Source organism: Bradyrhizobium embrapense, assembly GCF_001189235.2.
In the GTDB taxonomy this organism is placed as follows: Bacteria; Pseudomonadota; Alphaproteobacteria; order Rhizobiales; family Xanthobacteraceae; genus Bradyrhizobium; species Bradyrhizobium embrapense.
Genome location: NZ_LFIP02000019.1, coordinates 22,948 through 48,220 on the forward strand (window position 1 = coordinate 22,948; position 25,273 = coordinate 48,220).

The following is a 25,273-nucleotide window of genomic DNA, read 5'->3' on the forward strand; positions in this document are numbered from 1 at the left end:
CAATTTGAAACAGATACCTTCTGTTAACCTTACTTTTTAACCAATAATTAAGGATGAGTTTGCGGGCGCCCTCGGGCGCGGCCTAGCGTCTGCAGAATGCTCCGCAATCGATTGGTGCGTGCCATGTGCTTTCGAAGGATGGCGTATCGAACATATGGGGCGCTAATGGCGTCCCTGATCGCTTCCCTTGGCGTTGCAGCGCTGCTGCTCGCTTCCTCGACCGAGACCTATGCGAGATCCGGAACGGCGCCGCGCGGCACGTTTTCCGCGCATCACCCGGCCTTCCGTCATCATGTGCGGGTGCCCGGCATCGTGTTGCCGGGGACGAGCGGATATTACGAGGACGCCGTTGCCGGCGTTCCGTTCGCCGCCGAGGTCCCGGCGCCGGCGCCGGCATCGAACGACGTTCGCTACACCTACACCCAGGACGTGCCCTGGGATTGGGCGCATCGCTATCCGCCGGCCGTGGTGCCGTCGGATCGGCCTTACGTGTCGAGCTGCCCCACCGAGAGCGTGACGGTGCCCGGCCGCGACGGCGATCGCACCATCAACATCATCCGCTGCTATTGACCGATCACTCCATCCTGATCGCGAAACGAAGAGGCCGCCCGCAAGGACGGCCTCTCGCATTTTGAAAGCCACTCTTCCGAGCGCGAAGGAGCCGATCAGGACTCCTCGCCCTTCAGATGACCGACGTGCTTCTGGGTGTAGAGCTCAAGACCGATGCGCTTGATCAGGTCGAGCTGGGTCTCGAGGAAATCGATGTGGTCTTCCTCGTCCTTCATCAGCTGCTCGAACAGGTCGCGGCTGACATAGTCCTTGACGCCGTGGCAGTAGGTCGCCGCCTCCTGGTAGAGCGTGCGGGCGCCGATCTCGGCGGCCAGGTCGCACTCGATGATCTCCTTGACGTCTTGGCCGATCTTCAGCGGATCGAGCACCTGCAGGTTCGGGAAGCCGTCGAGGAACAGGATGCGATCGACGAATTTGTCGGCGTGCTCCATCTCCTCGATGGACTCCTTGCGCCAGACCTTGGCCATCTCCAGGAGGCCCCAATTGTTGAGCATCCGGTAGTGCAGCCAGTACTGGTTGATGGCGGTCAGTTCGCTGCGCAACCCCTTGTTCAGATAATCGATGACCTTCGGGTCGCCTTGCATGATCCACTCCGCCTGTCGTGGCCGAAACCGGCCAGCGCTTGAATTTAGAATGCTTCTAAATCAGATCACCGGAGAGAGCAACCCTTCGCGGAAGCAGCGCGTGGATAACCGGATTTGGGGTATTTCCAGCGGCGTGGCAGCCGGATCGCGTGAAGAAAGCGGGAAAGCTTCGGTTCTCTTTTGATGAGAACCGAAAGTGGCCTAGCAGGCCGCGAGCGCGAATTCGGCCGGCTCGGCGTCTTCATTGGCGGCGTGCGGATGGGTGCTGTGCGGGCAACCGGAGCAGCAGGCCTTGGCGCAGGGGCCAAGCGCCTCGTCGATGATCGCCTTGATGGTGCGCGCGCAGCGGCCACATTCGGCGCTACAGCCGAGGCAGCCATACACCTGCTTTGCGTTTCGTGTCACAGACCCGCCGCCATTGACGGCATTGCGGACATCGTGGTCGCTGAGGACGTTACAGGAACAGACAATCATCAGAGGAGGCGGGTCCAACGGGTGATGCTCGCCAATATGGATATTGTCGGCCCCGGCCGGATGCAAAAGGAAAAAGCCGTTCTTGTAGCAATTCCAAACTGATGCGGGATTCATATTGGAATGAATCTAAATCGGTCGACCCCCTCCTTCCGGAAATGAGAAACCGGTCGGGCCGGTCCAATCCAGGCTGCCGTCGCCACACGTACCGGTTCACTGCGGCTACGAGCTTGTGCGTTGCAAGATATGCCAAAAGCTGCAAGCATTTGGACGCGAATACGGCGGCGTCGTTCATTGATCATTCAAGCGGAATATGGAACCCTCAAGGGCGAGACGGATCGCCCACGCACGCTGTCCCTGCTCCCGTGAGAAAGGTGAGGTCATGAAGAAGACATTGCTGGCGCTTTGCGCCGCCGCCACTCTGGCGGCATCGGCCGTGGCGGTGCCCGCCCCCGCCCAGGCACAACGCGGTGTCGCCGCCGGCGTCGCTGCGGGATTGATCGGTGGCGCCATCGTCGGCGGCGCGATCGCTTCGCAGAATGGCTATTACGGCCCGGGCTATGGCTACTACGCGCCCGGTCCGGCCTATGTCGCCGAGCCCGGCTACGGTCCCGATTGCTTCTGGCAGCGCCAGCGGTTCTGGGACGGCTACACCTGGCGTGTTCGCCGCGTCCGCGTTTGCGATTGATCGCCGTTCATCTCGATTAATTCGAACCAGATGTCCCGGAAAACCGACTGTTTCTCCGGGACGTCTGCTGTAATAGGCCAGAAAAAACCGCTTTTCTGCGCGATGAGCCTGCGGACGTTTACTTTCGGTTGACTGTTCTGCGCTGTTTAGCAAGACAGCAGTTCGAGATCAGCGTGTGAGTCACCTAAACCCGGCGCCGGACCACGACGCCACCATCTTCCAGGAGAGCCAAAGACATGAAGAAGACTTTAGCTGCCCTCGTCGCCGTTACCACGCTTGCCGGTTCGCTGGCGGTTGCTCCGGCTGCCAAGGCTGGTGACGGCGGCGCCGTCGCGGCCGGCGTTGCCGGCGGCCTGATCGGCGGCGCCCTGCTGGGCGGCGCGATCGCAGGCGCCCGTCCCGCCCCGGTCTATGTTGCACCGGCCCCGACCTACGTCGAAGAAGCTCCGTGCCGCTGGGTTCGTGAGCGCTTCTGGGACGGCTACGGCTGGCGCTTCCGTCGCATCCAGGTTTGCGACTGATCGATCGACGCTATCAGCATCACACTCGAAAACCCGGCCTTGCGGCCGGGTTTTTGTTTTCTGCCGCGAAGCAGTCCTGGCGGTCGTCCTTAGAGAGCCCTTTGTTTGCGCATGATCTTATCGGAAAACCGCTTCGCACTTTTCCGGATCATGCGCTAGCGCTGCCCGTTCATCGCGCGCAGCACCGCCTCGCTCGGCCAGCAATCGACCTTCAGCCCGGCCTGCTTCTGATAGGCGCCGAGCGCGGCACGGGTCTGCATCCCGGCCTTGCCGTCGAGCTTGTCCTTGTACAGCCCGATCTTCGTCAGCTGCTGCTGCATCGCCTCGACATCGGCCGAGCGCAGCTGCTTCGACGCCGCCCATGGCGTCGCGAATGGCTGCGGGCTCGTCATGCGGTCGGCGAGATGGCCGACGAACAGCACGTAGAGATCGGAGAAATTGTACTCCTTGATCACGAAGTAGTTCGGCGTGGTCAGGAAGGCCGGGCCGTAGATGCCTTCAGGCTGCAGCAGCGAGGCCGATTGCGCCTGCTCGGTGGCGCTGAGCCTCGCGCCGCGCACCGGCACGAAGCCCGCCCGCAGCCACTGGCTGATCGGCTTTGTCACCTCGGGCACGCCCATCGTGCAATCGGCATTGGCAGGTGCCGTGACCTCGTAGGCCCAGCGCACGCCGGGCTGCCAGCCCTTGTTGACGAGCTGTTGCGCGGCGGAAGCGAGCGCATCCGGCACCGAATGCCAGATGTCGACCTTGCCGTCGCCGTCGAGGTCGACGCCGTGCTTGTAATACTCCGACGGCAGGAACTGGGTGTAGCCGGTCGCGCCCGCCCAGGATGAGCGCAGCTCCTTGCGCGTCACGGCGCCCTCACTGAGGATCTTCAGCGCGAGGATGAACTCGGTGCGGTACTGATCCTTGCGGCGGCCAACATAGGCCTGCGTCGCCACCACGCGGAGCGTGTCGTAGGGCAGCGAATAGCGGCCGTAGTCGGTCTCGCGGCCCCAGATCGCCAGCACGATGGTCGCGGGAACGCCGAACCGCTTCTCGATCGCATCGAGCGACGGACGATACTTCTGCAACAGCCGCTGCCCCTCCGCGGCGAGCCGGGCGATCGAGGCTTCCTTAATGTAGTCGGCCGGCACCTGCACGAACTCGGCCTGCGCCGGCGCGCCGGTCTTGGGACGCCCGGGCAGGATCAGGTCCGGCAGCTTGTAGTCGGGCTCGAGCCCGCGGGTCTCGCGATCGAAGGTGTCGCGCGACACGCCCGCCGCCTTGGCCTCCGGCCACAGCGAGGCGATGAACTGGGTGAACGCAGCGTCGGCGGCGAATGCGGGCCGCTGCAGCGGCGCACACAGCAGCAGCACCGCGCATGCGACGATAGTGGCTGGCCATTTCGTGATCGATTTCATGATCGATCTCACCTCGCGGAAACAGGCATTGCAACGTGGATTCGGCAATGCCAGAATTCAATTCTGGGTGGTAAGTTTTGCCATGCGCATATTTTTGTCATTTCCCTCCGAACTGGAATCGCAGGCTGACAACATCGCTCAGTCCCTGCGCAATTGCGACCATGACGTTTTCTTTTCGCACGACGATCTCCCGCCGGGCGACAGCTTCGATGCGCGGGTCGAAAAAGCCATCGAAAGCAGCGATTTTATGGTGTTCCTGATCAGTCCGGAATCGGTGACCAAGGGACGCTACACCTTGAGCGAGCTCGCCTTTGCCAAGGGGAAATGGCCGAACCCGAGCAACCGCGTGCTGCCGGTGATGATGGCGCCGACCCCGCTCGACCAGGTCCCGAACTATCTCAAGGCGGTCACGATCCTCGAGCCGCAGGGCAGCGCCGCGGCCGAGGCGCGGGCCGCCGTGGACCGCATGCTGGCGGCCAAGGACGAGCAGTCGGGCGACCGGCCGAACTTGCCCTTTGTCGTGCTGGCGCTCGCGTCCGCCATCGTGTGCAGCCTAGTCACGACCTACGCGCTCAACGTCCTGCAATACTCCTTCGTCGTCTCCGACGCGGGCGGGATCACGATCCTGCCCGGGGTGATCTTCGGCGCGGCGATCGCGACGTGCAACGTCGTGTTCGGCGCCAGGGACCGGTTCCAGCTGGCGCTGGTGGTCGCAATCACGACCGCGGCATGGATCGCGGCATATGATGCCAGCGCCATCACGCTGCAGGCGCTCGGCCAGTACGCGAAGACCGTCCCGGCCGACGGCAACGCCGCGAGTCCGGCCCAGATCACGGAGACGCTCGGCAACAACCCCCTGATGGGTTATCTGATCGGCGGCATCGGCGGCGCGGTCGGCGGCGCGATCACCATTCTCGGCGTGCTGCTGACCAACCCGGCGTTCAGGCGGATCGACAGCGTCGTGGTGACGTGGATCGCCGCCATCGCGGCCGGCACCATTTACGGTGCAATCATCAGGCTGCCGACCCTGCTCGGCTGGCTGGTGCTGTTCGGCGTCTGGCAGACCGCGTTCATCCTTGCCCTGACCCGCGGATTTCCGCGCGGTGCGGCGCAGATCCCCGAATGGCTTGGCAGATCCGCGCCGGCCTTGTTCGGCTCACGCGCGGCGCGCTGACGCCGCGCGTGCTATCGCCTAATGCCCACCCTGCTGCTTGGCGCCCTCGATCGAGTCGTTCGACAGCTTGTCGACGATGGCGATGCCGATCGCAGACAGGATGAAGACGCAGTGGATGATGGTCTGCCACATCACGCCGGTCTCGGTGTAGGTGCCCTTGCCGGACGACAGCGCACCGGCCTCGATGAAGGTGCGCAGCAGATGGATCGAGGAGATGCCGATGATGGCCATCGCCAGCTTGATCTTCAGCACGCTGGCATTGACGTGGCTGAGCCATTCCGGCTCGTCCGGATGTCCCTGCAGATTGAGCCGCGACACGAAGGTCTCGTAGCCGCCGACGATCACCATCACCAGCAGGTTCGAGATCATCACGACGTCGATCAGGCCGAGCACGGCCAGCATGATCTGTTGCTCGCTGAAATCGAAGGCATGGGCGAACAGGTGCCACAACTCCTTCAGGAACAGCACGACATAGACGCCCTGGGCGATGATGAGGCCGACATAGAGCGGCAATTGCAGCCAGCGCGATCCGAAGATCAGCATGGGAACGGGACGCAGCGACCGGCCCTTCAGGGGGGCGCGCGCGTCTGATAGTGCGGACATGTTGGAGGGCTCGCGAAATTGAGAATTGCGGAGCGCTCTATCTACGCATTCCCGTGCGCTTGAAAAGCGACAACTGGCCGCAGATTGCGCCGCGATGCCGTCACGATCCTGCAACGAGGAGCGGTCGAACGCGCCGCGATGGCCGCGCTCGACCGCTTGAATCGATCACCGCGTCAGCTTCTTGTACTTCACGCGGTGCGGAATGATGCTGTCCTGGCCGAGCCGGCGCATCTTGTCCTTTTCGTAGTCCTGGAAGTTGCCCTCGAACCATTCGACATGGCTGTCGCCCTCGAAGGCCAGGATGTGGGTCGCGATGCGGTCGAGGAACCAGCGATCGTGGCTGATGATGACGGCGCAACCGGCAAAATCCTCCAGCGCCTCTTCCAGCGCGCGCAGCGTGTCGACGTCGAGGTCGTTGGTCGGTTCGTCGAGCAGCAGCACGTTGGCGCCCGACTTCAGCATCTTGGCGAGATGGACGCGGTTGCGTTCACCGCCCGACAGCGCGCCGACCTTCTTCTGCTGGTCGGCGCCCTTGAAGTTGAACGCCGAGCAGTAGCCGCGCGAGTTGACTTCCTTCTTGCCGAGCAGGATCAGCTCGTTGCCGCCGGAGATTTCTTCCCACACCGTCTTCTTGCCATCGAGCGCGTCGCGCGACTGGTCGACATAGCCGAGATGCACGGTCTCGCCGACCGTGATGGTACCCTTGTCGGGCATCTCCTGCTTGGTGATCATCTTGAACAGCGTGGTCTTGCCGGCGCCGTTGGCGCCGATCACGCCGACGATGCCGCCGGGCGGCAGCTTGAAGCTGAGATCGTCGATCAGCAGCCGATCGCCAAAACCCTTGCTGAGGCCCTCGAAGTCGACAACGTTGGCGCCGAGCCGCTCGGCCACCGGGATGATGATCTGCGCGGTCTGGGTCTGCTTCTCGCTCGCCTGCTTGAGCAGCTCCTCATAGCGCTGGTAGCGCGCCTTCGACTTGGCCTGGCGGGCCTTCGGCGAGGACGCCACCCATTCCTGCTCGCGCGCCAGCGTCTTCTGGTGCGCGGCGTCCTCGCGGCCTTCCTGCTCGAGCCGCTTCTGCTTCTGCACCAGCCAGGACGAATAATTGCCCTCGTATGGTATGCCGCGACCGCGGTCGAGCTCGAGGATCCAGCCGGTGACGTTGTCGAGGAAGTAGCGGTCGTGGGTCACGATCAGGATCGCGCCGGGATAGTTGCGCAGATGGCCTTCCAGCCATGACACAGATTCGGCGTCGAGATGGTTGGTCGGTTCGTCCAGCAGCAGCAATTCGGGCTGGTCGAGCAGCAGCCGGCACAGCGCGACGCGGCGGCGTTCACCGCCCGACAGTTTTGTGACATCGGCATCGTCGGGCGGGCAGCGCAGCGCATCCATCGCCTGGTCGACCTTGCTGTCGAGATCCCACAGGCCCTGTGCCTCGATCTCGTCCTGCAGTTTTGTCATCTCGTCGGCGGTCTCGTCCGAGTAATTGACGGCGAGCTCGTTGTAGCGGTCGAGGATCGCCTTCTGCTTGGCGACGCCCTGCATGACGTTTTCACGAACCGAGAGCTTGGGATCGAGCTGCGGCTCCTGCTCGAGATAGCCGACGCGGGCGCCCTCGGCGACCCAGGCCTCGCCGCTATATTCCTTGTCGAGGCCGGCCATGATCTTGAGCAGCGTCGACTTGCCCGAGCCGTTGACGCCGAGCACGCCGATCTTGGCGTCCGGGTAGAAGCTCAGATGGATGTTATCGAGCACCTTGCGGGTCGGGTACGCCTTGGTCAGACCCTGCATGAAATAGATGAACTGGCGAGCCATCCGCTGTCCCTGGAATTGATCCGATTTGTGGAAATTTTGCTGCCGCCGATGTAACGGCCGGCCCCCGAAAGCGCAACCGCGGGGGGTGCGTTTTCCATCCGTTCACCACGTTCCGTCCATTCGCCACGGGTGATACCGGTTCGACACCATGCGCGCGCCGAATCACGACAATTGAAACTATCTTTTAATAAATCAGGCCAAAACTCGTTCTCAACGCCGGAAAACGGCGATTTTCGCGGCAGAACCGCGACCAGAACAGTTGAGGCCACACCATGGCTACCATCATTTCAGCCCCTCTTTCGCGTCCGACGACCAAACGCGAGGCGACGCTGGTCGCCGAATTCAGCGCCTTCTGGCGGGCCTTCGTTGCCAAGGCTTTCAATCCCTACCGGCCGGAACTGCACTATATGCGCGGCCCGGGTCCGGCCTGCCGTGCCAAGCAGATGGCGCTGTCGCCGGCGGTCCGCTCGATGCTCGCCGACATCCGCACCGCGAAGGCACGCAAGCCATCCTGAGCCGCAAGCAATCCTGAGCGGCGCGGCAATCGCCGCTTTTTGAAACTGCGCCCGCTTGCGCACCTGCCGATTGCGCGCGACCATCCGGGGCTCTCCGACGGTTGATTTTCCGCCGTCGCCCTCACCCTGAATGGACTTTCCGATGACGCGGCTCCGCTGTGCAATCCTCGACGACTATTTCGACATCGCGCGCTCGCTGGCCGACTGGCCACAGGTCGAGGACCGCGTCGAGGTCACCGTGTTCGACCAGCCGTTCGCGAGCGAGGCGGAAGCCGCGGCCAAGCTCAGAGAATTCGAGATCATCTGCGCGATGCGCGAACGCACGCCGTTTCCGCGCAGCCTGTTCGACGCGTTGCCCAGGCTGAAGCTCCTGATCACGTCGGGCATGCGCAACGCCGCGATCGACATGGAGGCCGCCAAGGCGCGCAAGGTGGTGCTGTGCGGCACTCAATATAGCCGCGATCCCACCGCGCCCCTGACCATCGGCCTGATCCTGGAATTGACCCGCGGCATCGGCCGCGAGGATGCGCGGATGCATGCCGGCGAGGCGTGGCAGAGCTTTGCCGGCACCGAGATCGAGGGCAAGACGCTCGGCGTCATCGGCCTCGGCAAGCTCGGCAGCAAGGTCGCCGGCATGGCCAAGGCGTTCGGCATGAACGTGATCGCCTGGAGTCCCAATTTGACGCCGGAGAAGTGCAAGGAGGCCGGCGTCGGCTACGCCAGCAAGGACGAGTTGTTCGCGACATCAGACATCATCACCATCCACGTCGTGCTGAGCCCGCGCTCGCGCGGGCTGGTCGGCGCCGCCGATCTCGCCCGCATGAAGCCGTCGGCCTATCTCGTCAACACCGCGCGCGGGCCGATCGTCGACGAGGACGCCCTGCTCGCGGCGCTGCGCGAGAAGAAGATCGCAGGCGCCGGCATCGACGTGTTCTCGGTCGAGCCGCTGCCATCGGATCATTCGCTCCGCAAGCTCGACAATGTCGTGATCACGCCGCATCTCGGCTACGCGACGCGCGAGAGCCTGCAGGCGCATTATCAGCAGATGGTCGCGTGCATCGATGCCTTCACCAAAGGCAGCGAGCCGCCGCGGCGGCTGGCCTGAGCCGAAGCCCTACTTGGCCCAGCGGAACGCGCGCTCAAGCTCGGCGCGGCCGTTTCGTTCATACCAGCGACCATGGGCGAGGATGATCCGTTCCGGGTCCCATCCGAGCATGCAGGCGACGGCCGCCTTCAGCGCCGCCTTGTCACGCCGGAAGGTCAATCGCATGTCGCGCGGCGTGCTGCCGTCCGGATCGCGCACGCCGCCGATCCAGGTCAGCAGTCGCATCAACGGCGAACCAATCCGTTCGGCTTCAAAGTTCTCGATCAGGTCGGTCAGCAGCAGGGTCCGCGATTTCAGATGGAAGAACACGACCTCAGTCATATAGCTGCCGGCCACCGGGAGCGTCGCGATCCACTCGTCCCACGGATAGCCAGATCGCACCTCGAGCGGCTCACCATCAAGCGCGAGCCGGTCGCCGGCCTGCTCCGCGATTCCCCGCGCGAGAAAGACGCGCGCGTCGGGATAGGCCGCATGCCACTCGGGTACCCACCAATAGTGCAGGCGGTTCGGCCCGATGATCCAGCTCGGCGTACCCAGCCGCGCGATCTCGGCCTTGAGTTCATCCACGAGCGGCGTCGGCGAGTGAATGAAGAGCCGCGCGCCCGGCAGACGTAGGATCGTGGCGCGGGTCGGAAACGGCATCCTGAGCCCGCGCGGACCGAACCGGATCACCGGTCCGTCGACGATCCACACGTCATCGGCAACCGGCTTCGGCGTGTTCAGCGGAGGATAGACCAGGCGGGATTCCTGCATCGCATTGACTCACCGCGACAACGTCGGAACAGGCTGGCTTGTTGCAACAAAAAAGGCGCGCTGTTCGCGCGCCTTTTTCAATGACGGGTTTGCCGGTCGGCCTAGCGCACCGTGACCGGCGCGGGCAGCGGCTGCACCGAGGTCGGCTGCGTGCCGGGCAGCGGCGCGGCCTGAGCCTGTGTCGGCGCCGGGGCCATCGGATTGGGCGGCGGCGCTGCGGAAGCCGTTGTCGTTCCCGGCGGCGGGCCACCGGGCAGCACGACCACGCGGGTGCCGACCTTGGCGCGCTCGAACAGGTCCGAGACGTCGTCGTTCAGCATGCCGATGCAGCCCGACGAGACGAACTTGCCGATGGTCGACGGCTGGTTGGTGCCGTGAATGCGGTACACGGTCGAGCCGAGATACATCGCGCGGGCGCCGAGCGGGTTGCCGGGTCCGCCGGCCATGAAGCGCGGCAGATAGGGCTGACGCTCGATCATCTCGGTCGGCGGATGCCAATCCGGCCATTCGGCCTTGCGGGTGATCTTCTGCACGCCGGTCCAGGTGAAGCCGTCGCGCCCGACGCGGACGCCGTAGCGGATCGCCCGGCCATTGCCCAGGATGTAATAGAGGTAAGTGTTCGGCGTATCGACCACGATCGTGCCGGCCGGTTCCTTGGTGGCGAACGCCACTTCCTGGCGACGCAGATTGGGGGCCAGTTGCGCCGTGCCGTCTTCCGGCTGCTCGTCAGGCGGCAGCGCCGCGATCTGCACCGGCTTGCCATTGGCATCGACCGGCGCCTGCTGCTGCGGCACGGCTCCGGTCACGCCTTCGGGCGGACGCATCCCGCCGCGGTCGTCACCATAGGACACGCCGGCGGCCGGAACACCGTTGTCGCGATTGGCTTGCTGCGCGCCCGGACGGTCGCCGTAGATCACCGGCGGCGGCCCCATCGGACGGCCATAGCGCGGATCATCGGGAGACATCACCGGACCGGTCGGCGCGCCGCGGTCGGAATAGACCGGGGGAGCGTTCATCGGACGGCCGTAGCGCGGATCGTCCGGCGACATCACGGGACCAGTCGGCGCACCGCGATCGGAATAGGTCGATGGGCGGCCATAGCGCGGGTCGTTCGGCGACATCACTGGGCCGGGCGGCGGCAGCGCCGCCGAATCCTGCCCGTCGTCGTCATTGAGCGCATCGAAGTCCGGCATGGTACCCGGCGGATAGGGCTGGGGGGCGGTCGAATAGGCCGTGCCCTGCGGGGCCGGATAACCCTGCTGCGCATGCGCGAACGAGGTTCCTGCCACGCCGAGAGCCGCGGCAGCGCAAATCGTCAGAATGCGGTTGATCATCATTGCTCTATTATAGTCCCCAAGCCACACCGGACTGTTAACGGCCCAATGCAGGAAGATAGCGGCGCATTCAAGACAAATCCGCGAAATCCGGGCGATTTCGGGCTTTTGTGATTTGGCATCAACGCTGCGGCAAAGATGTCTCATGGGTCGGGAATGTCTGTCCACCTGCCCAAAGTCATCAATCACGCGCATTTTGTAACAAACAGTCTCGGAGGGTTGCGATATCTTCGAATCGGCCTGATTCGCTCTCGCGACGCCGGCTTTCTTAGTGTGGTCACCGCGTTCCCTCGACACCAGAGCCCCTCCCGCAGAAGGGGGAACCCGCGCCCATGCTCCCCGGCCTTCGTTTCTTGTTCGCCGCGATCGTGCTGGCCACGTCGCTTCTGGTGTTCGGGCTAGGGGCAGCCGCGCTGTTTCGCGCGGCGCATGAGGAATTCGCCAGCATTCCCGCCCGCCGGGCCCCGCCCGAGCCGCAATTCGTGCAACAACCGGAGACACCGCCGGTGCTCGCGATGGTTCGGGTCGAGTCGCCGGCTGACAAGACCGCGGCCGACACCCCGGCGCCCTCGATGCCGTCCGAGCCAGTTGCCGCATCCGAGCCGGTTGCTCCCGTCGAAGCCGCGCCACCTGCCGAGCCGGCGAAGATCGCCACGGTGCAGGTGGAAGACTCGTCCCCGACCGTGCCGCCCAAGCCGGAACCTCAGGCCGCGGAGCCGCCAGCGCCAGCGCAGTCCGCCGAAGCCGCTCCCCAGGCCCTCGCTGCGGATCCCTCGCCCGCATCGCAGCCGGCGCCGGCTTCCGCGGAAGCGACACCGGAGCCAACCGAGCCCAAGGTCGCCGCGGTGGCCGATCCGCCAGCCACACCCAATGAACCTGCGCTCGCAGCACCGGCACCTGCGATAGCTGTGCCGGAGCCGGCGCCGCCGCCGTCACCCGAGGCGATCGCAGCCGCGACCAGGATCGCAACGCTGGGCGGCCCCGAAGTCGTCGTCGAAGCGCCGGGGGCGCCGAAGGTCGGTGAGGCGAAGAAGCCGGAGCGCCGCGCGGCCAGCAAGCCGGCGCATCGCAAGCAGCGGCGGCGCGTCGTCCGCGCGGCGCCGGTCCGGCAGGCGGTTCAGCAGCAGCAGCTCGACCCGTTCGGCAACCCGATCCCGGTGCCGCTTACGCGGCGTTGATCCTGCAGCTTTAGGCCGGCCCCGTCGCGATCGGCGGGCCGCTCGCCTGTCCCCATTCCGACCACGAGCCGTCATAGAGCGCGGTGTCGGTGACACCGAGCCGGTAGAGCGCCAGCGTCAGCACGCCGGCCGAGACGCCCGAGCCGCAGCTCGTCACGATCGGTGCGTCGAGCTTGACGCCGGCACCGCTGAACGACTTGCGCAGATCGTCGAGCGGCTTCATCTCGCCGGTCGCGGCATCGAACAATTGGTTGTAGGGCACGTTGCGGGCGCCCGGGATGTGGCCGGCGCGAATGCCCGGCCGCGGCTCGGCCGCGCGGCCCTCGAAGCGCTCGGCGGCGCGCGCATCGATCACCTGCTCGGCACGGCTTTCGACATTGGCGATCATCTGCTCGATGCTGCGCACGCGCCTCGGATCGTAGCTCGCCTTGAAGGTCGCGGGCTTCGGCTTCACCTCGCCGCTCTCGACCGCCCTGCCCTCGGCGCGCCACTTCTTCAGGCCGCCGTTGAGGATGCGCACGTTGCGATGGCCATAGGACAGGAACATCCACCAGGCGCGCGGTGCCGCGACCCAGCCGCCGGCATCATAGATCACGACAGTGTCGGCATTGCTGACGCCGAGCGCGCCGACGTCGCGGCCGAACTGTTCGGCGCTCGGAAACATGTGCGGCAGCGGATTGGAGTGATCCGACACGGCATCGACGTCGAAGAACACCGCGCCGGGCAGATGCGCGGCGAGATAATCGTCCTTCGGCAGCGGCAGCACGCCGGGCAGCTTGAAGGTCGCGTCGAGCACCTTGACGTTGGCGTCGCCGAGATGCGCAGCCAGCCATTCGGTCGAAACGAGCGGATCGTCGGTTGCGGTCATGATCTGATGTCCTTGCGAGCGAAAGGCATTTCAGCCCTTCTTCTTCGGCTCCCACGCCTCGATCGGACCGCCGGCCTCGCGCCAGGCGGCGAAGCCGCCGCCCATATGGGCGACCGGCTTCAGGCCCATGTCCTTCGCGGTCTTGGCGGCGAGCGCCGAGCGCATGCCGCCGGCGCAGTGGAAGATGAACTTCTTGTCTTCCTGGAAGATCGGCTTGGCGTAGGGGCTGTTCGGATCGATCCAGAACTCGAGCATGCCGCGGGTGCAGGAGAATGCGCCGGGAATCTTGCCGTCGCGCTCGATCTCGCGGGGATCGCGGATGTCGACGATCACGACGTCGTTCTTGCCGATCAGCGTGATCGCATCGGCCGCGCTGATGGTCTCGATCTCGGCATTGGCCTCGTCGATCATCACCTTGATGCCGCGATGGATGTTCTGGGGCATGGGGCTCTCCCTGGATGTTGTTGGCACGCCCGCCGGCGCGCGACGCCTTGTGCGGTTAGCGCACCAGCTCCCGCATTGCGTTCTCCAGACCCTCGATCGTGATCGGATACATGCGCTCGGAGAACAGGCGGCGGATGATGGTGGTCGATTCCGAATAGTCCCAGTGCTTCTGTGCCACCGGATTGAGCCACACCGCATGCGGATAGGTGCGGGTGATGCGGTCGAGCCAGACCGAGCCGGCCTCCTCGTTGACATGCTCGACCGAGCCGCCGGGCACCATGATCTCGTAAGGCGACATCGAGGCGTCGCCGACGAACACCACCTTGTAGTCGTGCGGGTACTTGTGCAGCACGTCCCAGGTCGGCGTGCGATCGGTGAAGCGCCGCTTGTTCTGCTTCCAGACGCCTTCATAGAGGCAGTTGTGGAAGTAGAAATACTCCATGTGCTTGAATTCGCTCTTGGCGGCCGAGAACAGCTCCTCGACCTGCTCGATATGCGAATCCATCGAGCCGCCGATATCGAAGAACACCAGCACCTTGACCGCGTTGCGCCGCTCGGGCCGCATGTGCACGTCGAGATAGCCGTGGTTGGCGGTCTCCTTGATCGTGGTGTCGAGGTCGAGTTCGTCGGGCGCGCCGGTGCGCGCGAACTTGCGCAGCCGCCGCAGCGCGACCTTGATGTTGCGGATGCCGAGCTCGACATTGCCGTCGAGATCCTTGAACTCGCGCTTGTCCCACACCTTGACGGCGCGGTTGTTGCGGTTCTTCTCCTGGCCGATCCGCACGCCCTCGGGATTATAGCCGTGGGCGCCGAACGGCGAGGTGCCGGCGGTGCCGATCCATTTGCTGCCGCCCTGGTGACGGCCCTTCTGTTCCTCGAGGCGCTTCTTCAAGGTCTCCATGAGCTTGTCCCAGCCCATGGCCTCGATCTGCTTCTTCTCTTCCTCGGTGAGATATTTCTCGGCGAGCTTCTTCAGCCACTCCTCGGGGATCTCCGCCTTGCCCATGGCGTCGAGCAGGCTCTCGAGCCCCTTGAACACGGCGCCGAACACGCGGTCGAACTTGTCGAGATTGCGCTCGTCCTTCACCAGGGCGGCGCGCGACAAATAGTAGAAGTTCTCGACGGTCTGTTCGGCGAGATCGGCGTCAAGCGCTTCCATCAAGGTCAGATATTCCCGTAGCGTCACGGGGACCTGGGCGTCGCGCAGCGATGTGAAGAACTGCAGGAACATACTCACCTAGATCGCCCGCGGGGCCGGTGGCGTCAAGGGGCCGAGCCATGCCGGGACCGGCGATCCGCCCTGATTTGGTCCCCTGCGCCGCGTCCTGCGGGGTCCATTCAACGACGCCCGCCCCGTATCCGTGCAGCGGTCATTCCGCGCGACGGAAACATGACGGTCGACATTCCATGCGTGCCGCGCCGTTCAGGGTACCGCTGCGCTGCGGAATCCGCCCTAGACCGCCCGGCTTTTTCAATTACAATTGCGCCTGACAAGACATTGGGCAGGACGTTTGAATGGGCATCATTGCGGCACTGGTGATCGGTGCGATTGCCGGCTGGCTCGCTGGGCTGATCGTGCGCGGCGCGGGCTTCGGTCTGATCGGCAACATCGTCGTCGGCATCATCGGCGCGCTGGTCGCAAGCTGGCTGTTGCCCCGCCTTGGCGTCAGCCTCGGCAGCAGCGCAATCCGCGACATCGTCAACGCGACCATCGGTGCTGTTGTCGTGCTGGTGATCCTGTCGCTGATCAGGCGAGCCTGATCGAACAATTTGCATTCCCGACGGCCGCTGCGAAAGCGGTCGTTTCATGTTGAGGCCGAAGTGGAGAACCATGCGGCCGACGAACGAAGCAAGGCAACCAGATAGATGAAATTCACGGGTACCAAGGACTACGTCGCCACCGATGACCTCAAGGTCGCCGTCAATGCCGCCATCGTGCTCGAGCGCCCGCTGCTGGTGAAAGGCGAGCCCGGCACCGGCAAGACCGTGCTGGCCGAGGAAGTCGCCAAGGCGATCGATGCGCCGCTTCTGACCTGGCACATCAAGTCGACTACCAAGGCGCAGCAGGGCCTTTACGAATACGACGCGGTGTCGCGCCTGCGCGACAGCCAGCTCGGCGACGCGCGCGTGTCCGACATCAAGAACTACATCAAGCGCGGCAAGCTGTGGGAGGCCTTCACCAACGAGAAGCGCCCGGTGCTGCTGATCGACGAGATCGACAAGGCCGACATCGAATTCCCCAACGACCTCTTGCTAGAACTCGACCGCATGGAATTCCACGTCTACGAGACCGGCGAGACCATCAAGGCGAAGCTGCGCCCGATCGTGATGATCACGTCGAACAACGAGAAGGAACTGCCGGACGCGTTCCTGCGCCGCTGCTTCTTCCACTACATCAAGTTCCCCGACGCCGACACGATGGGCAAGATCGTCGACGTCCACTTCCCCGGCATCAAGAAGCGGCTGGTGGAAGAGGCGCTGCGCATCTTCTTCGAGGTCCGCGAGGTGCCGGGCCTGAAGAAGAAGCCCTCGACCTCCGAGCTGCTCGACTGGCTCAAGCTGCTCTTGAACGAGGACATCACGCCCGAGATGCTCAGGGAGCGCGATCCGCGCAAGCTGATCCCGCCGCTGCATGGCGCGCTGCTCAAGAACGAACAGGACGTGCACCTGTTCGAGCGGCTGGCGTTCCTCAGCCGCCGCGAAGTCTAGTTCATGCAAACGCCGGGGCATCCGCTCCGGCGTTTTGCTGACCGCTCCAACCAAGAAGAAGACCAGGGAAGATGAACGTCCAGACCCAAATCCGCGCCGCCGAGCCCGTCACCACAGAGCATTTCGACGTCCTGATCGCAGGCGCCGGCATCTCCGGCGTCGGCGCCGCCTACCACCTCACCACGCAATGCCCGGGCACCAGCTTCGTGGTGCTGGAGACGCAGAAGACCTTCGGCGGCACCTGGTCGACCCACCGCTATCCCGGCATCCGCTCCGACAGCGACCTGCACACCTTCGGCTATCGCTTCAAGCCGTGGACCAGCGCGCCGATCGCGAGCGCAGCCGAGATCCTGAAATACATGGGCGAGGTGATCGACGAGAACGATCTCGCCCGCCACATCCGCTATCGCCACACCATCACCGCCGCGAACTGGTCGAACGAGACCAATCTCTGGACCATCGACGCGACGCGGATCGATACCGGCGAGCGGCTGCGCTTCACCACCAACTTCTTCTGGATGTGCCAAGGCTATTACCGCCACGACGCGGGCTATACGCCCGAATGGACCGACATGGCGAAGTTCAAGGGCACGGTGGTGCATCCGCAGACCTGGCCCGACGACCTCGCCTACAAGGGCAAGCGCGTCATCGTGATCGGCTCCGGCGCGACCGCTGCGACATTGATTCCGGCGATGGCCAATGACGCCGGCCATGTCACCATGCTGCAGCGTTCGCCGACCTATTTCCGGACCGGCCGCAACGCGATCGAGATCGCCGAGGAGCTGCGCCGGCTGCAGGTCGACGAGGCCTGGATCCACGAGATCGTCAGGCGCAAGATCCTGTTCGAGCAGGACGCCTTCACCAAGCGCACCTTCGCCGACCCCGAGGGGGCCAAGAAGGACTTGCTGGCCGCGGTCGAGGCCGTTCTCGGCAAGGACTACGATATCGCCACGCATTTCACGCCGAGCTACCGGCCGTGGCGGCAGCGCATCGCCTTCGTCCCTGATGCCGATCTGTTCCAGGCCATCAAGAGCGGCAAGGCCTCCGTCGTTACCGACGAGATCGACCGCTTCACCGAGAAGGGCATCCTGCTCAAATCCGGCAAGGAGCTCGAAGCCGACATCATCATCACCGCGACCGGCTTCCACCTCTCCGCCAATGGCGGCATCGACTTCGCGATCGACGGCAAGCCGCTCGACTTCAAGGATACCGTGACCTATCGCGGCATGATGTTCACCGGTGTGCCGAACCTCGTCTGGGTGTTCGGCTATTTCCGCGCCAGCTGGACCTTGCGCGTCGACCTGGTCGGCGACTTCGTCTGCCGCCTGCTCAAGCACATGAAGGCGACCGGCGCGAAGAAGGTGACGCCGGCGCTGCGCCCCGAAGACCATAACATGCCGCTGCTGCCGTGGATCGATCCGGAGAACTTCAACCCCGGCTACATGATGCGCGGCATGCACCTGCTGCCGAAGCGCGGCGACAAGCCGGAGTGGCAGCACAACCAGGACTACTGGGCCGAGAAGGACGAATTCCCGGCGATCGACCTCAAGGACAAGGCGTTCGTCTACGGCTGAGTTCCTCTTCTTCCCCTTCTCCCCGCCTGCGGGGAGAAGGTCGGGATGAGGGGGACTCTCCGCGAGTTCAATGCGCGGAGAGTCCCCCTCACCCGAAATTCGCGTCCCGCGAATTTCGACCTCTCCCCGCAAGCGGGGCGAGGTAAGCAAGCCTCCTCACGCATACTCCGGCAGCTTCGCGGCGGCCTCGGGCTCCTTGCCGCGGATCATGTCTGAGGCCTTGTCGGCGATCATCAACGTCGAGGCGTTGAGGTTGGCCGAGATCATCCGCGGCATGATCGAGGCGTCGATCACGCGCAGGCCCTCCATGCCGTGGACCCGAAGCTGGTCGTCGACCACGGCCCAGGGCGCGTCGGCCGGGCCCATCCGGCAAGTGCAACCGGGATGGAAGGTGGTGGTGCCGCGCTGGGTCGCGGCCGCGAGCAACTCGTCGTCGCTTTGCACCTTCGGACCCGGAAAGTCCTCATAGGCGTAGTACGGACTGAGCGGCTCGGAGGCGAGCAGCCGACGCGCCAGCTTCATGCCGGCGACGACGACGCGACGGTCGATCTCCTCGGCGAGATAATTGGTCTGGATGATCGGCGGCGCGAACGGATCGGCGGAGCGGATGCGGACATAGCCGCGGCTCTCCGGCCGCTGTTGCCATGAGGCCACGGTCATGCCGGGCTCGTCCTCGAGCTGGCCCTGCACGCCTTCCTTGTAGCTCGCGGGCGTGAAGGTGAGCTGCAAATCGGAGCTCTCGGTGGTCTCGCCGGAGTGCCAGAAGCAGTAGACCATGGTCGGCGACAACGACAGCAGGCCGCGCCGCGTCGTCGCCCATTTGATCGCCTCGCCCCACAGGCTGAAGCCGCGGCGAAGCTCGTTGATGGTCCGGATGTTCTTGACCCGCGCCACCGAACGCGGCGCGTAGTGATCCTGCAGGCCTTCACCGACACCCGGCAGCGCATGGCGCACTTCGATGCCGTGCGACCGCAACAGCTCGGGCGAGCCGACGCCGGAGAGCTGCAGCAGCTGCGGCGAGTTGTAGGCGCCGCCGGAGAGGATGACCTCTTTGGTGGCGCGGATCTCCAAGGGATCACCGTGCTTGCCGCCGCGGTTGTAGCGCACGCCGACCGCGCGCTTGCCCTCGAAGATGATGCCGGTGACATGCGCATGCGTGCGCACGTCCACATTCGGCCGCTTCCTCGCCGGATGCAGGAATGCAGTCGCGGCACTGACCCGGCGGCCGTTCAGGATGGTGCGCTGGCAGTACGACACGCCCTCCTGGATCTGGCCGTTGTAATCAGGATTGCGTGGGATGCCGAGGCTGACCGCGCCGGCCATGAAGGCCTCGCAGAGCGGGTCCTGCCAGTCCATCGTGGTGACCGTGAGATTGCCGTCACGGCCGCGATAGGTGTCGTCGCCCTCGCCGATACGCCGCTCCATGCGCCGGAAATAGGGCAGCACGTCGGGATAGCCCCAGCCGCGATTGCCGAGCTGCGCCCAGGTATCGAAATCCTGGCGCTGCCCGCGGTTGTAGATGTGGCCGTTGATCGAGGACGAGCCGCCGAGCGTCTTGCCGCGCGGCGCGTAGATGCTGCGTCCGCCGGTATAGGGACCCACCTCCTGTTGGTAGGCCCAGTTCACGCTCTTCATGTGGAAGGTCTTGATGAAGCCGGCCGGCAGATGGATGTAGGGATGCCAGTCGCTCGGCCCCGCCTCGAGCACGCACACCCTGACGCCTGCGTCTTCGCTCAACCGGTTGGTCAGCACGCTCCCGGCGGAACCCGCGCCGATGATCACATAATCGAACGTTTCCATCGTCTCGTTTCTGGCGCCGACCGAAATGTCAGCGCGGCTTTTCGTTGAGTTGATAGTTCAGATGCGCCTTCACCGTCGGCCACTCGCTGGCGATGATGCTGTAAACCACGGTGTCGCGCAACGTGCCGTTGGGCGCGATCTGATGGCTGCGCAGGATGCCGTCCTGCTTCGCACCCAGGCGCTCGATGGCGCGCCGGCTCTGGTGATTGAAGAAATGCGTGCGGAACTCGACCGCGATGCAATCAAGTGTCTCGAAGGCGTGCGTCAACAGCAGGAGCTTGCACTGCGTATTGAGCGCGCTGCGCTGCACACGCTTGGCGTACCAGGTCGAGCCGATCTCGACGCGGCGATTCGGCGCGTCGACGTTCATGTAGGTTGTCATGCCCGCGATCCGGCCGTCAGCGTCGAATACCGTGAACGGCAACATCGTGCCTGCGGCCTGCAGGCCCAACCGGCGGTCGATCTCCTTGCCCATGGTCTCCGCCTTCGGGATCGCGGTGTACCAGATCTTCCAGAGATCACCGTCCTTCGCAGCCTCGATGAGGCCGGCGGCGTGATCATGCGACAGCGGTTCGAGCCGCGCATGCGCGCCGCGAAGGGTGACAGGTTCGAGCCAGGGCATTTTCGATCCTTTCCGTCATTGCGAGCGAAGCGAAGGAATCCATCTGTCCTCAGATGCGGCGCGATGGATTGCTTCGTCGCTTCAGTGCAAAATTGCGTTGCAATTTTGTCACGAGCTCCTCGCAATGACGTTCTTACGTTACTTGTTCAGGAAATTCAGCGGCAATCCCGGCCGCGGCCAGTCCATCGCGATCAGTTCGCCCTTGCCCGACAGCGTGATGTAGGCGGTCTTCAGGTCGGGGCCGCCGAATGCGATATTGGTGGTGACGCGGTCACCGGTCGGCACCTGCTCGACCAATGTGCCGTCGGGTGCGATCACCGAGATGCAGCCCGAGATCAGCGTCGCGACGCAGACATTGCCCGACGCTTCGACCGCGAGCGAGTCGAACATCTGGTAGCCGCCGAGGCCGGCGATCGGCTTGCCGCGCTCGCCACGATAGATCACGTCGCGCGGCTTGATGGTGCCGGGCTCGGACACTTCATAGGCCCACAGCCGCGCCGTCGGCGTCTCCGCGATGTAGACGGTCTTCTCGTCCGGCGACAGGCCGATGCCGTTGGCCGGCAGGATGCCGTGCACGGCCTCGACGATCTCGTTCATGCCGGGCTTCAGATAATAGAACGCGCCGACGTCCATCTCGCGGGCGCGGCGCTTGCCGAGATCGGAGAACCACAGGCCGCCGTGTCTGTCGAACACCAGATCGTTCGGCCCGCGCAGCTCGTGCTCGCCGCACTTCGTCACCACGGTCTCGACCTTGCCCGATTGCAGATCGACGCGCTGGATCGAACCGCCGAGATAATCCTCCGGCTGCGGTCCGGGCATGATCAAGTTCTTGGTCGGGATCCAGGAGAAGCCGCCATTGTTGCAGATGTACATTTTGCCGTCGGGGCCGAGCGCGGCGCCATTCGGGCCGCCCGGCACCTTGGCGACGATCTCCTTGCGCCCGTCGGGATAGACCCGGGTCAGCCGCTGGCCGCGGATTTCGACCAGCACGACCGAACCGTCGGGCATCACGACGGGACCTTCGGGAAATTCTAGATCGGTGGCGAGAACTCGGATATTGGCCATGGCATCCTCCCGGCTCGTTGTGCAGGCGGATTCCGAACGGTCCCGCACGCGCAATGCTGTTGTTTCGTGCTGTTATGGCAAAGGGGGTTTGGCTTGCCAAGCAATCCGGGGCGCAACGCTGCCCGGCGTTGCGGTGGGAAGCCTGCAATGCCGCTCGGCATCATGCAGAATGGCCACCGGTGTCATCAGCCGCGAGAGCGGGTGGTCCAGTATTCCAGAGACGGCAGTGCTTGAACCGAGAAGCCGCGGCGTACTGGATCGCCCGGTCGAGCCGGGCGATGACAGTTGAAGTTGGGGACGCGGCTTAGCGTTCTTGTCGCATCTCTCCAGATGTCATTCCGGGGCGCGCCACTTGGCGCGAGCCCGGAATCCATTGGGCCACAGAATTGAGCACCGGGGAATGACGATGGAGAGGAAGGTCGCGGCACCGCGATCGCGCTAGCTCAGCGAGCCGGCATGCACCCACCAGCCGGGATGCCCGGCGCGGAGCTGTTCGCCGGCGGCCTCCGCGTCGGCATCGGTGGCAAAGACCGCAAAGCAGGTCGCGCCGGAGCCCGACATGCGCACCAGACGAGCGCCCGTGGTCGCGCGCAGCGCGGACAGGACGTCGCTGATGACCGGCTCGATGCGCGCGGCCGGGGCTTCGAGATCATTGGTGCCGCGCGACAGCGCCGCGATCCAGTCGTCGACCGCCCGGCCGGCCTCTGGCCAATCCTGCGCCTGCATCATCACATCGGTAGCGCCGATCAGGAGCTCGCCATGGCGCAGGCCGAGCGCATTGAAGACATCCTTGGTTGCAACCGGCACGCGCGGATTGACCAGCACCGCGGGCATCTTCGGCAGATCGAGCGGCAGCAGGCCCTCGCCGACGCCGGTCATGTCGCAGGCGCGCGAGGCGACGCACACCGGCACGTCGGCGCCGGTCTGCAGCGCGACTTCCATGATCCTGCTGTCGTCGAGCGAGAGCTCGTTGAGCCGCGCCAAAAGCCGCAGCGCCGCCGCGGCATCTGCCGAGCCGCCGCCGATGCCGGCCGCAACGGGCAGCACCTTCTCCAGCGTGAAGTGGCCGACCTCGAGATCCGCGACGCGTTCGCCGAGCAGGCGTGCGGCCTTGAGCACCAGATTGTCAGATGTATCGCCGCAGGCATGGGCCAGCGGTCCCAGCATCGCGAGGGACAGCTCGGGGCCCGGCTCCAGCGTGAGACGATCGGCGCAATCGGCAAACGCGACCACACTCTCCAGGTCGTGAAACCCATCGACGCGCCGTCCGACAACCCTGAGCGTCAGGTTGACCTTGGCACGCCCTTCTTCAATCAGCGCCGGCACGGCGATAAACCCCTAAAAACAAACATCGTGTGCGATTAGCGTAAATCGCCACACGATCCTATCCCTTTGTTTGGATAGAAATTCCGCGGTTTTGGCATGCGCCTGAAGCACACCCACCGTCATGCCCGGGCTTGACCCGGGCATCCATCAACCGAAACTTCATCTCGCGAACGGGATGGATGGTCACGAAGGGGATGGATGGCCGGGTCAAGCCCGGCCATGACGATTTGGAAACGCCGATGCCCGGGACAAGGCCCAGGCATCACGTCTCAATTGGCAATGCACCCTGGCGGCTATACCGGACCCTAGCCGCCCTTGCCGTCGTCGTCCTTCTTCTTGTCGGCGGAGGCGGCGTTCGAGGTGTCGTCCGGCAGGCCGTTGTCGATCTTGGCCTGGATCTTCGGCAGCTCTTCCGGCTCGGGCTTGAGGTCGCGGGCATGCGCCCACTGGAATTTGGCTTCCAGGGTGCGGCCGACACGCCAATACGCGTCGCCGAGATGGTCGTTGATGGTCGGATCTTCCGGCTTCAGGTCGATCGCGCGTTCGAGATTCTTCACCGCCTCGTCGTAATTGCCGATGCGATAATAGGCCCAGCCGAGGGAATCGACGATGTAGCCGTCGTCAGGACGCTGATCGACGGCGCGCTTGATCATCTTCATGCCTTCGTCGAGGTTGATGCCCTGGTCGATCCAGGAATAGCCGAGATAGTTCAGCACATGCGGCTGCTCGGGCTGCAGCTCGAGCGCCTTGCGCATGTCGGCCTCGGCCTTGTTCCACTGCTTGGAGCGCTCCTCGCAGATGCCGCGGTAGTAGTAGGTGACCCAGGCGTTCTTGTCGCCGCTGGCGGCCGGCAGCGCGTCGATCGCCTGCGAATAGGTGGTGGCGCAGTCGGCGAACTTCTTGCGGCCGCGCTCGATATTGCCGAGCGCCAGGATTGCCTCGATGTCCTTCGGCTGATCGGCGGTGACTTCCTTGAGGATCTTGATCGCCTCGTCGCTGCGGTCGGCGGCGTCGAGATTGGTCGCGAGCTGGATCTGGGCGTTGCGCTTCAGCGGCGAGGACGCCGGCATCCGCTCATAGACCTTGATCGCCATCTGCGGCTTCTTCACCGATTCATAGAGATCGGCGAGCGACAGCAGCGCCAGCGGATGGTTCGGCTGCAGATAGAGCGCGAGCTGCAGATAGACCAGCGCGAGGTCCTCGCCGCCGCGGCGGGTCAGCGTCGCACCGATGCCGTACAGCGCCTCGGCGGCGCCGGCCTGCGGTGAATCGACCAGCGGCGGCAGCTTCTTGCCGGCCTTGGACTCCTTGATGCCTTCAAGCACCAGCGGATGCCGCGGCAGCTTCTTGTCGAACGCCTCGTATATCGCGGTCGCGGCGGCGGCATCCTTGTTGCGCGAGGTCCAGCGCGCGTATTCGTCGACCGAGCGCAGCATCGAATCGTCGAGCTTGTAGACCTTCTCGAAGCGGGTCCCGGCATCCTTCTCCTTGCCGGACAGCTCGTAGATCATGCCGGCGTGCAGATCCTTGAAGATCGGATACCACTCGGGGCCGGTCAGCTTGTCGATCGAGGCGACCGCGCCCTTGCTGTCGCCGGCGCCATAGGCGGCCCAGGCCGACAGCAGCGTCGCCACGAGATCGGTGATCGGGCCGCGCACCGACTGGTTGATGTTGGACTGCGCGGCGGCGTATTTCTTCAGCTTGAGGTCGCGCACGCCGACGACGAGGCGGGCGACGCGGTTGGCCTTGTCCTGGGTCAGGATGCGGTCGGCGAGCTTCACTGCCTCATCGATGTCGCCGTCGGCGAGCGAGGAGATGAAGGCGCGGTCGAGCAGCTCGGAATTCTTCGGGTCGGTGCGCAGCGCCGAGCGGTAGAACGCCGCAGCCGAGGCCGCATCGCGCTCGACACTGGCGTGGCGGGCGGCGAGATAGCTGCCGGCCGTGGTCAGCGACTTCAGGTCCGTCTTGGACGGGAATTGCGCGGCATTGTCGGTCGGATGGTCGGGCGTCTGCGCCGCCAGCTGCGCAGGCACGACAAGCGCCGCGGCAGCTAGAACGGCAATCGTCAGGCGGTTGAAACGGGTGGACAGCATCACGGTCGCCTTGCTCCAGGGGTTTAAGGCCACGAAGGATTTACGGCCAAGATCTTCG

The 25,273-nt window shown here is 64.6% G+C and carries 25 protein-coding genes; 10 read left to right on the forward strand and 15 right to left on the reverse strand.

What is annotated here, in order from left to right; translation table 11 throughout:
• Positions 1-165: 165 nt before the first annotated feature.
• Positions 166-570: a hypothetical protein gene (locus AKN83_RS37070; RefSeq protein WP_083992409.1), complete on the forward strand. Its 405-nt coding sequence runs from the start codon at positions 166-168 to the stop codon at positions 568-570.
• Between the two features lie 95 nt (positions 571-665).
• Here AKN83_RS37070 and bfr read toward each other — a convergent pair whose 3' ends face one another.
• Both bfr and AKN83_RS37080 read right to left on the reverse strand, forming a co-directional pair.
• On the reverse strand, positions 666-1,154 hold the full coding sequence (gene bfr, locus AKN83_RS37075) for a bacterioferritin (RefSeq protein WP_050406821.1): 489 nt from the start codon (positions 1,152-1,154) through the stop codon (positions 666-668).
• Positions 1,155-1,355: 201 nt separating this feature from the next.
• The gene (locus tag AKN83_RS37080; RefSeq protein WP_050406846.1) at positions 1,356-1,628 is read right to left on the reverse strand and encodes a (2Fe-2S)-binding protein; all 273 of its coding nucleotides are present in this window, start codon (positions 1,626-1,628) and stop codon (positions 1,356-1,358) included.
• Between the two features lie 379 nt (positions 1,629-2,007).
• Here AKN83_RS37080 and AKN83_RS37085 point away from each other — a divergent pair, with 379 nt between their 5' ends.
• A complete protein-coding gene (locus tag AKN83_RS37085) occupies positions 2,008-2,313 on the forward strand; it encodes a hypothetical protein (protein WP_063695720.1) in 306 nt (101 codons plus the stop codon).
• Positions 2,314-2,549: 236 nt separating this feature from the next.
• Positions 2,550-2,834, forward strand: coding sequence for a hypothetical protein (locus AKN83_RS37090; RefSeq protein WP_050406820.1), 285 nt, complete (start codon positions 2,550-2,552; stop codon positions 2,832-2,834).
• Positions 2,835-2,989: 155 nt separating this feature from the next.
• On the opposite strand, the gene AKN83_RS37095 is transcribed toward AKN83_RS37090, so the two are convergent.
• Positions 2,990-4,237, reverse strand: coding sequence for a lytic murein transglycosylase (locus AKN83_RS37095; protein ID WP_050406819.1), 1,248 nt, complete (start codon positions 4,235-4,237; stop codon positions 2,990-2,992).
• An 82-nt stretch (positions 4,238-4,319) separates the two neighbouring features.
• On the opposite strand from AKN83_RS37095, the gene AKN83_RS37100 reads away from it, so the two are divergent.
• Positions 4,320-5,411 carry a toll/interleukin-1 receptor domain-containing protein gene (locus tag AKN83_RS37100; RefSeq protein WP_172803674.1) on the forward strand — a complete coding sequence of 364 codons (1,092 nt, stop codon included), beginning with the start codon at positions 4,320-4,322 and terminating at the stop codon, positions 5,409-5,411.
• Between the two features lie 18 nt (positions 5,412-5,429).
• Here the strand turns inward: AKN83_RS37100 and AKN83_RS37105 are convergent, their stop codons facing one another.
• Both AKN83_RS37105 and ettA read right to left on the reverse strand, forming a co-directional pair.
• Complete coding sequence (locus tag AKN83_RS37105) at positions 5,430-6,014, reverse strand: TIGR00645 family protein (protein WP_050406817.1); 585 nt, start codon at positions 6,012-6,014, stop codon at positions 5,430-5,432.
• 165 nt (positions 6,015-6,179) lie between these two features.
• Complete coding sequence (gene ettA, locus AKN83_RS37110; protein ID WP_050406816.1) at positions 6,180-7,829, reverse strand: energy-dependent translational throttle protein EttA; 1,650 nt, start codon at positions 7,827-7,829, stop codon at positions 6,180-6,182.
• A gap of 272 nt (positions 7,830-8,101) precedes the next feature.
• Here ettA and AKN83_RS37115 point away from each other — a divergent pair, with 272 nt between their 5' ends.
• Positions 8,102-8,344, forward strand: coding sequence for a hypothetical protein (locus tag AKN83_RS37115; protein ID WP_050406815.1), 243 nt, complete (start codon positions 8,102-8,104; stop codon positions 8,342-8,344).
• Positions 8,345-8,486: 142 nt separating this feature from the next.
• A complete protein-coding gene (locus tag AKN83_RS37120; RefSeq protein ID WP_050406844.1) occupies positions 8,487-9,449 on the forward strand; it encodes a D-2-hydroxyacid dehydrogenase family protein in 963 nt (320 codons plus the stop codon).
• A gap of 9 nt (positions 9,450-9,458) precedes the next feature.
• On the opposite strand, the gene AKN83_RS37125 is transcribed toward AKN83_RS37120, so the two are convergent.
• Together AKN83_RS37125 and AKN83_RS37130 are read right to left on the reverse strand one after the other, a co-directional pair.
• Positions 9,459-10,142 carry a DUF4336 domain-containing protein gene (locus tag AKN83_RS37125; RefSeq protein WP_347336853.1) on the reverse strand — a complete coding sequence of 228 codons (684 nt, stop codon included), beginning with the start codon at positions 10,140-10,142 and terminating at the stop codon, positions 9,459-9,461.
• A gap of 161 nt (positions 10,143-10,303) precedes the next feature.
• Entirely contained in the window at positions 10,304-11,539 is a 1,236-nt protein-coding gene (locus tag AKN83_RS37130; RefSeq protein WP_157113758.1) for a L,D-transpeptidase, read from the reverse strand.
• Between the two features lie 329 nt (positions 11,540-11,868).
• On the opposite strand from AKN83_RS37130, the gene AKN83_RS37135 reads away from it, so the two are divergent.
• Entirely contained in the window at positions 11,869-12,714 is an 846-nt protein-coding gene (locus AKN83_RS37135) for a hypothetical protein (protein WP_050406812.1), read from the forward strand.
• A 10-nt stretch (positions 12,715-12,724) separates the two neighbouring features.
• Here the strand turns inward: AKN83_RS37135 and sseA are convergent, their stop codons facing one another.
• From sseA to AKN83_RS37150, 3 genes are read right to left on the reverse strand one after another with little or no spacing between them, the layout of a single operon-like run.
• Positions 12,725-13,582, reverse strand: coding sequence for a 3-mercaptopyruvate sulfurtransferase (gene sseA, locus AKN83_RS37140; RefSeq protein ID WP_050406811.1), 858 nt, complete (start codon positions 13,580-13,582; stop codon positions 12,725-12,727).
• Between the two features lie 30 nt (positions 13,583-13,612).
• On the reverse strand, positions 13,613-14,026 hold the full coding sequence (locus AKN83_RS37145) for a rhodanese-like domain-containing protein (protein ID WP_050406810.1): 414 nt from the start codon (positions 14,024-14,026) through the stop codon (positions 13,613-13,615).
• 55 nt (positions 14,027-14,081) lie between these two features.
• Entirely contained in the window at positions 14,082-15,257 is a 1,176-nt protein-coding gene (locus AKN83_RS37150; protein ID WP_050406809.1) for a vWA domain-containing protein, read from the reverse strand.
• A 284-nt stretch (positions 15,258-15,541) separates the two neighbouring features.
• Here AKN83_RS37150 and AKN83_RS37155 point away from each other — a divergent pair, with 284 nt between their 5' ends.
• The 3 genes from AKN83_RS37155 to AKN83_RS37165 all read left to right on the forward strand — a co-directional run bounded on the left by AKN83_RS37155 (position 15,542) and on the right by AKN83_RS37165 (position 18,309).
• A complete protein-coding gene (locus AKN83_RS37155; RefSeq protein WP_050406808.1) occupies positions 15,542-15,787 on the forward strand; it encodes a GlsB/YeaQ/YmgE family stress response membrane protein in 246 nt (81 codons plus the stop codon).
• Between the two features lie 105 nt (positions 15,788-15,892).
• Complete coding sequence (locus AKN83_RS37160) at positions 15,893-16,735, forward strand: AAA family ATPase (RefSeq protein WP_050406807.1); 843 nt, start codon at positions 15,893-15,895, stop codon at positions 16,733-16,735.
• Between the two features lie 71 nt (positions 16,736-16,806).
• Positions 16,807-18,309 (forward strand): flavin-containing monooxygenase, encoded by a 1,503-nt coding sequence (locus AKN83_RS37165; RefSeq protein WP_050406806.1) that lies wholly within the window; start codon positions 16,807-16,809, stop codon positions 18,307-18,309.
• A 156-nt stretch (positions 18,310-18,465) separates the two neighbouring features.
• On the opposite strand, the gene AKN83_RS37170 is transcribed toward AKN83_RS37165, so the two are convergent.
• From AKN83_RS37170 to AKN83_RS37190, 5 genes are all read right to left on the reverse strand, one after another.
• Positions 18,466-20,109 (reverse strand): GMC family oxidoreductase, encoded by a 1,644-nt coding sequence (locus AKN83_RS37170; protein WP_050406805.1) that lies wholly within the window; start codon positions 20,107-20,109, stop codon positions 18,466-18,468.
• 28 nt (positions 20,110-20,137) lie between these two features.
• Complete coding sequence (locus AKN83_RS37175) at positions 20,138-20,731, reverse strand: GNAT family N-acetyltransferase (protein ID WP_050406804.1); 594 nt, start codon at positions 20,729-20,731, stop codon at positions 20,138-20,140.
• A gap of 138 nt (positions 20,732-20,869) precedes the next feature.
• Complete coding sequence (locus AKN83_RS37180; protein ID WP_050406803.1) at positions 20,870-21,796, reverse strand: SMP-30/gluconolactonase/LRE family protein; 927 nt, start codon at positions 21,794-21,796, stop codon at positions 20,870-20,872.
• A 438-nt stretch (positions 21,797-22,234) separates the two neighbouring features.
• Positions 22,235-23,122, reverse strand: a complete 888-nt coding sequence (locus tag AKN83_RS37185; RefSeq protein ID WP_050406802.1) for a 4-(cytidine 5'-diphospho)-2-C-methyl-D-erythritol kinase — start codon at positions 23,120-23,122, stop codon at positions 22,235-22,237.
• 305 nt (positions 23,123-23,427) lie between these two features.
• Positions 23,428-25,215 carry a tetratricopeptide repeat protein gene (locus AKN83_RS37190; RefSeq protein ID WP_050406801.1) on the reverse strand — a complete coding sequence of 596 codons (1,788 nt, stop codon included), beginning with the start codon at positions 25,213-25,215 and terminating at the stop codon, positions 23,428-23,430.
• Positions 25,216-25,273: the final 58 nt, after the last annotated feature.

Bases quoted from the DNA above. Each gene is read 5' to 3' on its own strand.
- AKN83_RS37070 (WP_083992409.1), top strand. From the start codon at position 166: ATGGCGTCCCTGATCGCTTCCCTTGGCGTTGCAGCGCTGCTGCTCGCT.
- bfr (WP_050406821.1), bottom strand. From the start codon at position 1,154: ATGCAAGGCGACCCGAAGGTCATCGATTATCTGAACAAGGGGTTGCGC.
- AKN83_RS37080 (WP_050406846.1), bottom strand. From the start codon at position 1,628: ATGATTGTCTGTTCCTGTAACGTCCTCAGCGACCACGATGTCCGCAAT.
- AKN83_RS37085 (WP_063695720.1), top strand. From the start codon at position 2,008: ATGAAGAAGACATTGCTGGCGCTTTGCGCCGCCGCCACTCTGGCGGCA.
- AKN83_RS37090 (WP_050406820.1), top strand. From the start codon at position 2,550: ATGAAGAAGACTTTAGCTGCCCTCGTCGCCGTTACCACGCTTGCCGGT.
- AKN83_RS37095 (WP_050406819.1), bottom strand. From the start codon at position 4,237: ATGAAATCGATCACGAAATGGCCAGCCACTATCGTCGCATGCGCGGTG.
- AKN83_RS37100 (WP_172803674.1), top strand. From the start codon at position 4,320: ATGCGCATATTTTTGTCATTTCCCTCCGAACTGGAATCGCAGGCTGAC.
- AKN83_RS37105 (WP_050406817.1), bottom strand. From the start codon at position 6,014: ATGTCCGCACTATCAGACGCGCGCGCCCCCCTGAAGGGCCGGTCGCTG.
- ettA (WP_050406816.1), bottom strand. From the start codon at position 7,829: ATGGCTCGCCAGTTCATCTATTTCATGCAGGGTCTGACCAAGGCGTAC.
- AKN83_RS37115 (WP_050406815.1), top strand. From the start codon at position 8,102: ATGGCTACCATCATTTCAGCCCCTCTTTCGCGTCCGACGACCAAACGC.
- AKN83_RS37120 (WP_050406844.1), top strand. From the start codon at position 8,487: ATGACGCGGCTCCGCTGTGCAATCCTCGACGACTATTTCGACATCGCG.
- AKN83_RS37130 (WP_157113758.1), bottom strand. From the start codon at position 11,539: ATGATGATCAACCGCATTCTGACGATTTGCGCTGCCGCGGCTCTCGGC.
- AKN83_RS37135 (WP_050406812.1), top strand. From the start codon at position 11,869: ATGCTCCCCGGCCTTCGTTTCTTGTTCGCCGCGATCGTGCTGGCCACG.
- sseA (WP_050406811.1), bottom strand. From the start codon at position 13,582: ATGACCGCAACCGACGATCCGCTCGTTTCGACCGAATGGCTGGCTGCG.
- AKN83_RS37145 (WP_050406810.1), bottom strand. From the start codon at position 14,026: ATGCCCCAGAACATCCATCGCGGCATCAAGGTGATGATCGACGAGGCC.
- AKN83_RS37150 (WP_050406809.1), bottom strand. From the start codon at position 15,257: ATGTTCCTGCAGTTCTTCACATCGCTGCGCGACGCCCAGGTCCCCGTG.
- AKN83_RS37155 (WP_050406808.1), top strand. From the start codon at position 15,542: ATGGGCATCATTGCGGCACTGGTGATCGGTGCGATTGCCGGCTGGCTC.
- AKN83_RS37160 (WP_050406807.1), top strand. From the start codon at position 15,893: ATGAAATTCACGGGTACCAAGGACTACGTCGCCACCGATGACCTCAAG.
- AKN83_RS37165 (WP_050406806.1), top strand. From the start codon at position 16,807: ATGAACGTCCAGACCCAAATCCGCGCCGCCGAGCCCGTCACCACAGAG.
- AKN83_RS37170 (WP_050406805.1), bottom strand. From the start codon at position 20,109: ATGGAAACGTTCGATTATGTGATCATCGGCGCGGGTTCCGCCGGGAGC.
- AKN83_RS37175 (WP_050406804.1), bottom strand. From the start codon at position 20,731: ATGCCCTGGCTCGAACCTGTCACCCTTCGCGGCGCGCATGCGCGGCTC.
- AKN83_RS37180 (WP_050406803.1), bottom strand. From the start codon at position 21,796: ATGGCCAATATCCGAGTTCTCGCCACCGATCTAGAATTTCCCGAAGGT.
- AKN83_RS37190 (WP_050406801.1), bottom strand. From the start codon at position 25,215: ATGCTGTCCACCCGTTTCAACCGCCTGACGATTGCCGTTCTAGCTGCC.